At 40.7% G+C, this 12362-nt stretch carries 13 protein-coding genes and 1 pseudogene; 11 read left to right on the top strand and 3 right to left on the bottom strand.

Features of this window, described 5'->3' with window-relative positions:
* Window positions 1-28 precede the first annotated feature (28 nt).
* The 4 genes from RMY00_RS22300 to RMY00_RS22285 all read left to right on the top strand — a co-directional run bounded on the left by RMY00_RS22300 (window position 29) and on the right by RMY00_RS22285 (window position 3680).
* Window positions 29-691 carry a cytochrome c oxidase subunit 3 gene (locus RMY00_RS22300; RefSeq protein WP_416212092.1) on the top strand — a complete coding sequence of 221 codons (663 nt, stop codon included), beginning with the start codon at window positions 29-31 and terminating at the stop codon, window positions 689-691.
* A gap of 38 nt (window positions 692-729) precedes the next feature.
* Entirely contained in the window at window positions 730-972 is a 243-nt protein-coding gene (locus tag RMY00_RS22295; protein WP_322649623.1) for a hypothetical protein, read from the top strand.
* A gap of 53 nt (window positions 973-1025) precedes the next feature.
* On the top strand, window positions 1026-2393 hold the full coding sequence (locus RMY00_RS22290; RefSeq protein WP_322649622.1) for an NAD(P)/FAD-dependent oxidoreductase: 1368 nt from the start codon (window positions 1026-1028) through the stop codon (window positions 2391-2393).
* 327 nt (window positions 2394-2720) lie between these two features.
* Entirely contained in the window at window positions 2721-3680 is a 960-nt protein-coding gene (locus RMY00_RS22285) for a VOC family protein (protein WP_322649621.1), read from the top strand.
* A gap of 23 nt (window positions 3681-3703) precedes the next feature.
* Here RMY00_RS22285 and RMY00_RS22280 read toward each other — a convergent pair whose 3' ends face one another.
* Together RMY00_RS22280 and RMY00_RS22275 are read right to left on the bottom strand one after the other, a co-directional pair.
* Window positions 3704-4267, bottom strand: coding sequence for a DoxX family protein (locus tag RMY00_RS22280; protein ID WP_322649620.1), 564 nt, complete (start codon window positions 4265-4267; stop codon window positions 3704-3706).
* Window positions 4264-5169 (bottom strand): SMP-30/gluconolactonase/LRE family protein, encoded by a 906-nt coding sequence (locus RMY00_RS22275; protein ID WP_322649619.1) that lies wholly within the window; start codon window positions 5167-5169, stop codon window positions 4264-4266. The genes RMY00_RS22280 and RMY00_RS22275 overlap by 4 nt, the downstream gene beginning before the upstream one ends.
* A 579-nt stretch (window positions 5170-5748) precedes the next feature.
* Between RMY00_RS22275 and RMY00_RS22270 the strand changes: the two genes are divergently transcribed.
* The 4 genes from RMY00_RS22270 to RMY00_RS22255 all read left to right on the top strand — a co-directional run bounded on the left by RMY00_RS22270 (window position 5749) and on the right by RMY00_RS22255 (window position 8121).
* Window positions 5749-7323: a GMC family oxidoreductase gene (locus RMY00_RS22270; protein ID WP_322649618.1), complete on the top strand. Its 1575-nt coding sequence runs from the start codon at window positions 5749-5751 to the stop codon at window positions 7321-7323.
* A gap of 14 nt (window positions 7324-7337) precedes the next feature.
* On the top strand, window positions 7338-7469 hold the full coding sequence (locus RMY00_RS22265) for a DUF1622 domain-containing protein (RefSeq protein ID WP_322649617.1): 132 nt from the start codon (window positions 7338-7340) through the stop codon (window positions 7467-7469).
* A gap of 80 nt (window positions 7470-7549) precedes the next feature.
* Window positions 7550-7906: a hypothetical protein gene (locus tag RMY00_RS22260; RefSeq protein WP_322649616.1), complete on the top strand. Its 357-nt coding sequence runs from the start codon at window positions 7550-7552 to the stop codon at window positions 7904-7906.
* Between the two features lie 41 nt (window positions 7907-7947).
* Window positions 7948-8121, top strand: coding sequence for a hypothetical protein (locus RMY00_RS22255; RefSeq protein WP_322649712.1), 174 nt, complete (start codon window positions 7948-7950; stop codon window positions 8119-8121).
* Here the strand turns inward: RMY00_RS22255 and RMY00_RS22250 are convergent.
* Window positions 8084-8194: pseudogene (locus RMY00_RS22250) on the bottom strand (DnaJ domain-containing protein); the annotation flags it as partial. The gene RMY00_RS22255 and the pseudogene RMY00_RS22250 sit on opposite strands and share 38 nt — an antisense overlap.
* Before the next feature lie 365 nt (window positions 8195-8559).
* Between RMY00_RS22250 and rppA the strand changes: the two are divergent.
* From rppA to RMY00_RS22235, 3 genes are all read left to right on the top strand, one after another.
* Window positions 8560-9294 carry a two-component system response regulator RppA gene (rppA, locus tag RMY00_RS22245; RefSeq protein WP_322649615.1) on the top strand — a complete coding sequence of 245 codons (735 nt, stop codon included), beginning with the start codon at window positions 8560-8562 and terminating at the stop codon, window positions 9292-9294.
* 227 nt (window positions 9295-9521) lie between these two features.
* Window positions 9522-10856, top strand: coding sequence for a two-component system sensor histidine kinase RppB (gene rppB / locus RMY00_RS22240; protein WP_322649614.1), 1335 nt, complete (start codon window positions 9522-9524; stop codon window positions 10854-10856).
* A gap of 460 nt (window positions 10857-11316) precedes the next feature.
* Complete coding sequence (locus RMY00_RS22235) at window positions 11317-12324, top strand: mechanosensitive ion channel family protein (RefSeq protein ID WP_322649613.1); 1008 nt, start codon at window positions 11317-11319, stop codon at window positions 12322-12324.
* Window positions 12325-12362: the final 38 nt, after the last annotated feature.

The raw sequence follows: 12362 nt of genomic DNA, 5'->3' as shown, positions 1-12362 counted from the left end.
TTAGACCAATTTTAATTACGAATTACGAATTATGCGTCGCACTCATATAGATGAAAGTCCAATCCGTTTTGATTTGTGGCGGCGACGCTTGCCCAATTGGTTACAGCGCTTCTTACCAAGTGGTGGCGGTAGCCATGAAGATCATCATGGTAAAGGAATGTTCGGCTTTACGGTATTCCTGCTGTCAGAAAGTATCATTTTTTTGAGTTTTATCTTTACTTATGTAGCTCTACGACTGACTACTAAAAACTGGCTACCGCCCGGTATTTCGGGGCCGGAATTGTCTACACTTGTGGTTATTAATACGATAGTATTGCTTTCTAGCAGCTTTGTTATTCAACCAGCAGAAAATGCCCTCAAACATAATCAACTCAATAAATTCCGTTGGCTATGGTTAATAACGATCGCAATGGGGAGTTACTTCTTAGTTGGTCTGCTAATTGAGTGGAAAGGTCTCGACTTCAAGATTACTACAGGGTTAGTTGGTTCGACATTTTACTTACTAACAGGTTTCCACGGTCTACACGTTTTGGCTGGTGTTGTGCTTCAGATAATTATGCTGATTCGTTCATTCATCCCAGGCAACTATAATAAAACTCACTTCGGGACAAGTGCGACTACCCTTTTTTGGCACTTTGTTGATGTAGTTTGGGTCTTTCTATTCTCACTTCTCTACCTTTGGCGAACATAAAAACATTCAGAAACCACAGTTATTTAAGGAGTAATTTGATGAATTTATACTTGCAAGATATACCAGCTTCAGAACTCGCACCAAAAGCAGTACAGGGAACTCCAGCACCAGTTCAAGATCCACTAATTGCACGCGGATTACAAAAAGAGCAATATGCTGGCATTATTGGGCTAGCGATCGCTCTAATTGCTGCTGTAGGATTTTTTAGTCGCAGAGTCGAATATGCTATTGCCTTTGCTTTATTCCTCAGTGCTATTGTGATAGCTTTGTTTTTTATCTAGCAATACTTCCATTAATAAAACATTCTAATTTAACAAGATTTGCGAGGGATTTTATGAACAATCCAGTTTATCAAACTGTGATTATCGGCGGTGGTTTTACCGGACTATTTACAGCCTTACATTTAGCTCACGAACATTATCCTCGTTCTGTTATCTTGATTGATAAAGATGAGCGTTTTTGCTTTAAGCCGCTACTATATGAATATTTCGATGGCGAAATGGATAGCTTTCAGGTAGTCCCGCGTTTTTCGGAACTACTTAAAGGTAGTGGTGTCATCTTTGTGCAAGATACAGTGCAATCAATAGACTTGCATGAACGGGAAGTTAAATTAGCTTCTGGAAACTCCTATAATTACAGCAACTTAGTATTAGCTTTGGGCAGTGTTACTGGCTATCATCAAGTTGAAGGTGCTAGAGAAAATGCCTTTCCTTTTTGGACGCAAGCAGATGCGATCGCTCTTGACCATCATTTACGTGACTGTTTGCAAAAAGCTATCCAAACGGAAGATGTAGAACAACGCCGAAAACTATTAACAGCAGTCATAGTTGGTGGTGGTGCAAGTGGTGTAGAAATGGCAGCTACTTTAGCGGATCTTCTACCACATTGGTATAGTGCTTTAGGAGGCAATTCAAGTGAAATTCGGGTAGTATTGCTTAATCATGGTCAAAAAATCCTTGATGGCGATATTAACGATCCACTACGCCCAATTGCGGAGAAAGAATTACAAAAACGCACTATACCAATTGAAATTCTGACGGGAGCAGAAGCCACTGCTATTCACCCTAACACAATTGAATATAAGAGCAACAATCAAGTTAACATACTGCCAACATATACCACAATTTGGACTGCTGGTACTTCTATTCATCCACTGATTCAAGACTTACCAATTCCCAAAGAACATCGGGATCATCATAACCGTCCCCTAGTCACTCCTACTATGCGACTGCTCGACTTTCCAGAAGTTTTTGCAGGCGGTGATTGTGCAGCAGTTCAGGGTAGTTCACTACCACCTACAGCCCAAGTTGCTTATCAACAAGGAGCTAATATTGCCCAGAATTTGAAAGCGATCGCTCTAGGAGAAGAACTCAAACCTGTTAAGGTTAACATCCGAGGAACTCTCTTAAAATTAGGGTTAAATGATGCTGCTGCTAACATTTTCAATGTTTTTGAAGTTGCAGGCGAATCAGGGCATTTAATCCGTCAAGGCACTTATTTAACACTATTACCAACACCAATTCATGACTTTAAAGCAACAACAGAATGGGTGGATGAAGAGGTTTTCCATCAACACCTTGACCCTCATGATGTAGGTAAAAAAGTCGTGCAAGCAGTGGAAGTAGTTGGTGCAGGATTTTTAGGTGTTTTAGCTGCCAGAAAATTATTAAAAATATTGGGAGACGAGGAGAAAAGTAGATAAGGAATAGAGAGTGGGAACAAGTTTTTAACAAGAAAGGCAGAGGGCAGGAGGCAGAAGGCAGAAGGGAATTCTGCTTCCTGTCAAGAGCCTGCGACCAAAGGGAGCAAGGGTTTAAGTCCCCCACCAAAATCGTTCGCGCAGCGTCTCCGACAGGAGAAGATTTGGTGGTTCGCAATCAGTCTGGGTCTGTTCGCGAAGCGTTCCCGAAGGGTAGCCCAGACTGTATTGCACCATAAAGCCCTCTGCCCTCAGCATAGCTGCCTTCTTCACCCTTTGACATAATCTCCTTTAACAGAACGTTAATTGTAAGTACAAAGGCTGTTAAGTATGTCTAGTCAAACCGATGTACAAGTACAAAAAATTAGAGCTATTGGTTTAACAGTAACAAACTGCGATCGCTCTTTGGATTTTTATATACAAGCACTTGCTTTTGAACTAATTTCTGACATTACTGTTGAAGGAGAGGATTACAGCGATTTAGAAGGCGTACCTGGAGCAAAAATTCGCATTGTCACTTTACGATTAGGTGATGAACTTATCGAGTTGATGGAGTATCTTAATATTCAGGGTAAACCCATCCCCAGCGATTCACAAAGTAATGACCTGTGGTTTCAACATTTGGCAATTGTAGTGAGTGATATGGATCGTGCTTATGCTCACTTGCGTTCATTTCCCATTGAACCAATTTCAGTTGCTCCCCAGACTATACCACCTGAGAATAAAGCGTCTGGTGGTGTCCGCGCTTTTAAGTTTAAAGAGCCTGATGGTCATGATTTAGAGTTAATTTGGTTTCCGCCTGATAAAGGAAAAGATAAATGGCATCAAAATAGTCATCGCTTATTTTTAGGAATTGATCATAGTGCAATTGCTATTTCCAATACCGAGCAGAGTCTACACTTTTACTGCGACCTCCTGGGAATGCAAATTGATAGCCGCAGTCTCAACTGGCGTGCAACTCAATCTCGCTTAGATAATTTACCAGGAGCCGAAGTCAAAATTACAGCACTGCGACCTGTTCAAGGTGGTGTGGGAATTGAACTGTTAGATTATATTGTGCCTGGGAAAGGCCGCCCTATACCGAGTGACTGGAAAAGTTGCGATATTGCACATATCCAAATTGAGCTAGTTGTAAATAATCTTGAGCAGTTAGTGGATAAGCTACGGCGTAACGGAGTTCAGTTTGTATCGTCGCGGATTGTGCAGTTTGCAGATAGTACAAGTCCTTACCGCCAAGGTTGTTTAGTTAAAGATCCTGACGGACACGGAGTCATGCTGATTGTGGAATAAGTCAATTGAAAGTTAAAAGCCTTTTATCGTCCAAAAATCGAAGCATCAAGCGAATAAGCACCAGGGCCTAAAACTGCGATCGCAATCAGCATAACGCAATACATAAAAGCCTTTTCCCAACTTGGGGGTTCACCTTGTCCTAAAGCACCTTGATACTGATCTTGAGGAATTAAGTATGGATCTTGGGCTACAAAAGGCTTACTTCCAGTGATGTGCAAATATATCGCAAAAATCATTGAGCAGAGAATGGGCAAAGTTGCTAAGAGGGTGAGGAATCCAATAATCAGAAAAATTCCGCCACCTAACATCGATGCAGCTGATAAAAAGCAAAGAAAGATAGGCATTTTTAGAGACTCAGCCCACCGTCGAAGATGCGTTATTTTGGGATAGCCGTGTAATATAAACAACCAGCCAACGCTAACTCTGAGAAATAAAAGTGCCAATCCTGGGAATCCGTTAGGATACACAGGAGAAAGTGAACTTAACAAGTGTGGACTTAATGGGAAATCAAATGCAGCTAGTAAAAAAGCGAGTTCCTCCGGAATAGCTCCGCTTAACGCTACACCCAACCCAAATTGATAAATCATAGTTGTACACCACGGGTATTAAGGTCGATAACATATAACGAATGACCGGCTGTGATAAATAAGCGATCGCTTTCCTTACCACCGAAAGTCAGGTTAGCTGATGTCTCCGGTACAAAAATTTTTCCTAAGCGAGTTCCGTCGGGGGCGTATATCTGCACGCTATCTTGAGAACTAGTAAAAACATTGCCATGTTCGTCAACCCGCAGTCCATCCGGTTGTCCTGGCTCAATGACTGCAAATACACGCCCATTCTTTACATAGCGATCGGCCATAACCTCATAGACACGAATATGGTGAGGCCCCCCAGGAATATTAAACGCAGCTGTATCTGAAACATACAGTATGCTTTCATCTGGACTGAAAGCCAACCCATTCGGGCGCACCATGTCTGTTACTACAGGATAAATCTCACCTGTTGACGGGTCAAAGCGATATACGTAACTTCCGGGTTGTTCTTGTTCGCCGCCATAACCTTGGTTTGGCTCGGTAATCCCATAAGGCGGATCGGTGAACCAAATTGTACCATCGCTTTTGACTACTAAATCATTTGGACTGTTCAGGCGTTTGCCTTGGTAGCGATCGACTAAAACCTTCCATTCACCATTGTTTTCGCGTCGGATAATAGCACGCAAACCAGAGGAACAGGCAACCAGACGACCCTCTAAGTCTCGGTAATTACCACTTTGGTAATCAGATGGATCTCGTAGGACAGTCACATTGTCAGTGGGACTCCACCGCAACAGGCGATTGCCATGAGCATCACTCCATACAACACTGTCATCTTCGTGGAAGTAAACAGGCCCCTCGCTATGGACTGCACCGTTGGCAAGCTTTTGAAGTGAGGCTCCTGGGCGTACAATAGCACGCAGGCGATCGTCATAAATTTCAATAGCTTCAGGCATAGAAATCTCCTGTTATTTAACTTGGCTACTGACGATAAATAGCAAGTCTAAAATAATATTAAAATTCTGTACATGTATATTGAATATCGTACAACAAAATGGGTGTAAAATTTTTAGCTATTTCCATCAGTTTCTCAATCCAACATTGAATTATTATAAACCTAATTCTTACTTTATTGTTTTCCATTAACATGGAACCATATATAGAAAATTGCATCAAAAGACTATTTTATTTCAAAATTAAATATTTTTTAACACAATCGAATTAATAGATTCATTAAAAATGCCAGACAAAATTTATTTACTCTTTTTGTAAAGAGATTATATGGCTAATTCACACAATAGAAACAAAAAATGAAATTAAAATGAAATAATAACCTGTCTTTAGACATAAATAAATATTAATCCATTAGAGAGAAGCAATATTTTAGTTAAAGCTTTAGTCTAAGCATAAGAATCTGTCTTTAGAGCTATTTAAATTTTGATAAAACTTATAAATTAATTTAAAATATTGCCAAATTAGTTTGTGGCATCAAATAAATTAAACCGTAATTAATATGAAATTACTAATTATCAATTATGACTAGCATCACAGAACATTACGACATCATTATTATCGGTACAGGAGCTGGTGGAGGTACATTAGCCCACCGCCTTGCACCCACAGGTAAAAAAATTCTAGTATTGGAAAGAGGCGACTTTTTACCGAGAGAAAAAGCAAACTGGAATCCAGAGGAAGTCTATCAAAAACATCGTTACCATACTGATGAGCAATGGTATAACAAGGAAGGTAAAGCCTTTCGTCCCCAAACAGGCTATTGGGTTGGTGGCAATACCAAACTCTACGGTGCAGCCCTAATTAGATTCCGGGAGCGAGATTTTGAAAAGGTAATTCATAAAGAAGGAATTTCTCCAGAATGGCCTTTGAAGTATCAAGACTTTGAGTCATACTACACCCAAGCAGAAAAGCTATATGACGTGCATGGACAGGAAGGAGAAGACCCCACAGAACCACCTCGCAGCGAACCATATCCTTATCCGCCAGTGAGTCATGAGCCAGATATGCAGTCTCTTGCTGATGGCATTCGGGAACTGGGTTACTACCCATTTCATTTACCACTAGGATTAAAGCTCAATGAAAGCGATCGCCTAAATAGCCCCTGCATTCGCTGCGATACCTTTGACGGATATCCCTGTCTGGTACAAGCAAAAGCCGATGCTGATGTCAACGCCATTCGTCCGACTCGTGAAAAGTATACCAATGTTACTCTCTTAACTAACACCAAAGTCTTGCGGCTACATACCAGTGAGTCGGGGCGAGAAGTGACGAAGGTAGAAACTGAAATTGCAGGAGAGCAACATTGGTTCACAAGCGATATTGTGGTTGTTGCCTGTGGTTCTGTCAACTCAGCTGCTTTGCTGTTACGCTCTGCTAATGACAAACATCCCAACGGATTAGCAAATAGTTCCGATCAGGTGGGACGGAATTTCATGAAACAACTGGAAACGGCTATAGTTTCCATACATCTAGAGGTGAATCACGCCAACTTTCAAAAAACGATCGCTGTCAACGATTTTTACTGGGGAGAGCCAGATTTTCCTTATCCGATGGGCATGATTCAGAATACAGGTAATGTCCTAGCTGATATGATTCCCGGAGAAGCACCCCCACTAATGGCTCCATTTGTCAAGCTGATTCCTCATTTTGAGCGCCATTTGCTGGCCGAGCGATCAGTTGGCTGGTGGTTGCAAACAGAGGATTTACCAGATCCAAATAATCGGATTCGGGTAGTGGGCGACAAGATTCATGTTGACTATACACTGAATAATATTGAAGCAAGCGATCGCTTAATTCACCGATGGACATCTGTACTCAAGTCAATCCCTGGTTCTGCTAAACACGTCTTGCCATTTAGTATTTATCCCCGCACTCATATACCAGAACAAGCAGTTGCTCATCAATGCGGTAGTTGTCGATTTGGCACAGATCCTAAAACCTCAGTACTGGATCTCAATTGCCGTACTCATGATGTCGAGAATCTTTATGTTGTAGACAGTAGTTTCTTTCCGTCAAATTCGGGAGTTAACCCTACGCTCACGATTATGGCAAATGCTTTGCGTGTTGGCGATCTGCTTGCAGCAACGCTTCTCTAACGCATAGCTGAAGGTTGGAATTTACTGTCGCCAGCGATATTTTACGGACAGCAGTAGCACCCACCCGCCAGGATATTTTGAATTTAGGAGCGATCGTTTTGCTGCGAACCTTGCTGAATTATTTCTTAGAGCGTTGGTTGGACTAGAACGCTTTGCTCTGTGGCTTCTGGTACACCTGAGCCAGAAGTAGTTTCATGCTGATTATAGTTTCAAGGAGAAACAGATTATGAACGAAGAACACTCTACTTCTAACCGAGAAAATGAAAATCAAACGCCCCCAAATACTAATCCTATTGCAACAGGATTGGGAGCAGCCGGAGGCGGAATTGCCGGAGCCGCACTAGGCCGCTCAATTGGTGGTAAGGTTGGTGCTGCAATTGGTGGCATTGCAGGTGCGATCGCACTTGGAGTTGCAGCCAATGAACTGGTAGGATACACCGAGCAATTCATTGAAGAACTCCAACCAACAGTAGGCTTAGGATTAGGAGCAGATCACAAACCAATTGAACTACCTAGTCACTATAGTTGGGAAGAATTACAAGCCCTATCAAAACCCCAAGGTGGAGAAATGCAAGCCACCTAAGCCAATAATTTTAATTACGAATTACGAATTACGAATTAATCATGTTTCCACTCTGGTTAAAAGCGGGTTTCTGGGGAGGAATTGCCATCATTTCTGGTATTGCTGCACTTCTAGGCTATGCTTTGTTCAGTCATTTCTCACAAGAAATCATTGCCGCTACTACTGCGATCGCCGCAGGTGATATTTGCGAGCAAGTTTGCGGTAAGCTCGCTTAATATCGTCAGGAGTTGCAGTTTTATAAACTCCCAAAATGTTGTAATAATCTTTGAAATCAGTTGAAGTTGGCATGATTAAACTCTCATAATCCGACTATTCTGCACTTTAAACGCCTTTTACCAGTGATAAGTTAATACGCTTGGGTTGAGCGGCAGCGAAACCCAACAAAGCCTTGATAAGGAGAAAGATTTCATTAAAATATCATTTTTTTATGGATTTAAAAACTATGCAAACATCAGTCTTAAGTAGAATCTAAATTTCATAATTATTTCACTTTCTTGTGAAAGCATATTGAAAGAAGGCTTTTAGCATTGAATTGACCTTTTTTTAATTAAAAATAATAATAATTTTTAATTAATTTGGGGTATAGAGCTAACACTGATTGCAATTTTTAATTAATAATTTTTAATTTTTAATTGGAGCGAAGCGACTTGACTATGCGGCTGATATTAGTTGAGGATGAAGCAGATTTAGGTGCAGCAATCAAACAAGTCCTGATCCATGAGGCGTATATAGTTGACTGGTTTCTAGATGGTACTCAGGCATGGCAATATTTAGAAACTGGCTGGACTGAGTACACACTTGCGATTTTTGATTGGATGCTGCCTGGAGTATCGGGCATAGAGTTGTGTAAATGGTTGCGATCGCGCCAATTAATTCTACCTGTATTAATGCTAACGGCTAAAGACCGGATGGAAGAAAAGATTATTGGTTTAGATAGCGGTGCAGATGATTACTTAGTTAAACCCTTTGATATGGCAGAACTGCTGGCAAGATTGCGGGCATTACAAAGGCGAGCCTCTTACGTAGGAGCAACCCTTACACCTCAAGTCCAACCTCGCCGCTTACAAGTAGGCTGTCTGACACTCAATTACAGCACTCATGAACTTACTCGCCAGTATAGTGACGCCCAAAAGCAAGTATTTTCTTTAACTGTTAAGGAATTTCAATTGTTAGAATATTTCATGAGACATCCTAACCAAATTGTCAGCCGCGACCAAATTATTAATCAGCTTTGGGAAATTGGTACAGAACCAGTTAGTAATGTTGTAGCCGCACAAATTCGCTTATTGAGACGCAAATTAGGAGAAGAAGAGAACGAATCTTTAATTGAAACTGTTTATGGTGTGGGCTATCGTATGAATATTCCGGCTGCGGAAATAGGCATATAATTTCTGCTAACTCGACAACGACCGAACAATTCGCAATTCGCAATTGCGGATGTAATTAAATAATTGATTCATCCTTCAAGATCATTGCCCCTAATTTTAATTATGTAAAAATCAAAATACGTAGTATCAAGATCCAAGCCTCTAACTTTAGTTAGGGGGTAATAATTGCGAATTGCGAATTAGAAATTGCGAATTGGAAATGACACTTTTACCAAGATTATAGAAATATGGAACGCAATCCCATCTTTCACCAGACTCGGTTGCGCCTAGCAGCTTGGTATACCCTCGTCATGGGCGGTATTTTAGGACTATCTAGTTTGGGGGTTTATAGTGTGGTTGCCCATGCCTACTATGAAACCATAGACCAGGGATTGCAATCAGTCGCAAATGCACTCCATAAAAGTATTGAACCGGCTTGGCAACAACCCGGACAATTACAACGCCTGAATAAAGAGTTTTCTTTAGAATTATGTGTAGGTCAGACCAGTTGTTTGCCCAAAAGAACATCCATTAAAAAATCAATTGCAGAGGCGGCGAATTCAGTTAATTACTATATACGATTATTGGATCGCTCAGGAAAACTTTTTGCTAGTGGAGGCATGGAATTTGACAATTTTCCGATTAACTCAGCAGTAGAGCATTGGCAAATATTAACAGATTCCTCTGGCACTCGATACCGCGAAATTACTTTACCTTTATATACTCAAAACCAGGTTTCGGGTTATTTACAAGTGGCGCGTAGTATTACTGATTTAGACCAACATCTGATTTATTTAAGATTAGCTTTGGTGTTGGGATTGCCAATTTCGATGATTTTCGTTGGTTTGTCTAGTTGGTGGTTGGCAGGAAGGGCAATGCAACCTGTATATCTTTCCTACCAACAAATGCAACAATTTACTGCTGATGCCGCCCATGAGTTTCGCACACCTTTAGCAGCAATGTACTCTACTATTGAAGCTGCTATCAAATTACAGCAAGAACCAAAATCCAATGGGGGAATTTTAGATGTACTCAAACGCCAAAATCGGCGACTATCACAACTAGTTGGAGATTTATTGCTATTAACCAGGATAGATCAAAAAGAACTAGCAGGAGAATATCAGTCTTGCTGTTTAAATGATTTAATTAGCGATTTAACAGAAGAATTAGCATTTTTGGCAGTAGAAACTAAAGTAAATCTCTCTAAACAGGTGCAAGTCTCAGAAAAACTGTATGTGATGGGAAATGAAGAACAGCTTTATCGCTTAATTTCCAACTTAATTGCTAATGCCATTCAAGCTACATCTAGCGGTGGAAAAGTCACAGTTTTTTTAGAAAAAATTGAGCTTTACGCCATGATTAAAGTTGAAGATACAGGAATTGGTATTGCTGTTGAACATCAAGAGCGAATTTTTGATCGCTTCTACCGAGTAGATCGCGATCGCTCTCGCACCTCTGGCGGTTCGGGTTTAGGATTAGCCATCGCAATCGCGATCGCCAGAGCGCATAAAGGCAATATTCACGTTCAAAGTCAACCTGGGCTAGGTAGTACATTTACAGTTCGACTTCCTCTTTCATCGTGATTTCTAGAAGTAAATGTTGCTATCTAATGCATTATTTATCTTGATAACGATATTCTATGCTAAAATATTTGTTTAAAATATCAAATATAAAATCATTTGATTTAGAGAAGTTTTGATAAATAATATTCGCAATCGCTTTAGGGGGCTTAAGTTTTTTCTTACTTTTTGAAGTCAGTCAGGTGCAAGAGGTCAGAGGAGAAAAATCAGATTTTCCTCACAAATAAAATTGATATTGACCGAATTTAAATATGTGTTATTCTCAACTTTTATATAGAGGTAACACTGCTACCTCTATACATTCATTTTCACTCTTATGTCTAATATCTAAAATCCTGTTATTTTACCCTAAGATAAATTTTTCATTCTATTTATAGATAGGAAAAACTAACTAAAGGTGGAGTTAAATATCAAAATCTTTTTATACGCTTATTAACGTTAACTAATTAAGCAAGATAAGATCATGAATGCAGATATATCCGCACTCTGGGACAGAGTCCAGGGAATGATTAACGGATTCATTGTCCTACTGCCGAATATCGTGCTGGCATTGATTGTCTTTGCAATCTTCTTCGCGGTGGCTAGAGAAATTAAGAGAGTAGTTAAACGATTAACTCGCGATCGCCACCAAGCTCGGAATCTAGGACTAGTACTGGGACGCTTGGCGCAAGGTACAATATTGTTAATCGGGCTATTTGTTGCTTTGTCGATTGTAATACCCACATTCCGAGCCGGAGATTTGATACAACTACTGGGGATTAGCGGCGTAGCGATCGGCTTTGCATTTCGTGACATTCTGCAAAATTTCTTAGCTGGGATTCTGATTCTTTTGACAGAGCCGTTCCAAATTAATGACCAAATAGTTTTTAAAGATTTTGAGGGAACTGTAGAAAATATTCAGACACGAGCGACAACAATTAGAACTTACGATGGTCGTCGCATTGTCATTCCTAACTCAGAATTGTTCACTAATTCGGTAACTGTAAACACTGCCTTTGAAAATCGCCGACTACAGTATGATGTCGGTATTGGTTATGGCGATGATATAGACCGAGCCAAAAAGTTAATGCTTGAAGCATTGCATAGTGTGCCGGAAGTACTGAAAGATCCTGCTCCTGATGTGCTGCTCATGGAACTTGCCGAAAGCACCGTTAATATCCGCGTTCGTTGGTGGATCAACCCGCCACGACGTGCAGACGACCTTGCCTCACGGGACAAGGTGCTATCTACAATTAAGAAAACGTTAGTTGAAAACGGTATCGATTTACCCTTTCCCACACAGCAAATTTTATTCCATGACCAGACAGAAGAGACAGATGGCGATCGCTCCCGTCAGCGTGAAGGTTGGCCATCCGGTAAAGGCAAAATACCAAAACCTCGCCGCATGGGAGATTCACTCAAGTTACTTACTCAAGAGCGCTCCTCAGAAGATGACAATGGTAAGAGCGATCGCAACTTAACAAGATTGTAAACTTTTTAGGTATTTGCTCGATCCGTCAAAAATGCTAT

This window comes from Nostoc sp. ChiVER01 (genome assembly GCF_034531155.1).
In the GTDB taxonomy this organism is placed as follows: Bacteria; Cyanobacteriota; Cyanobacteriia; order Cyanobacteriales; family Nostocaceae; genus Nostoc.
Note: the sequence above shows the minus strand (reverse complement) of the source record. Positions and strands in the feature narration are given on the sequence as shown.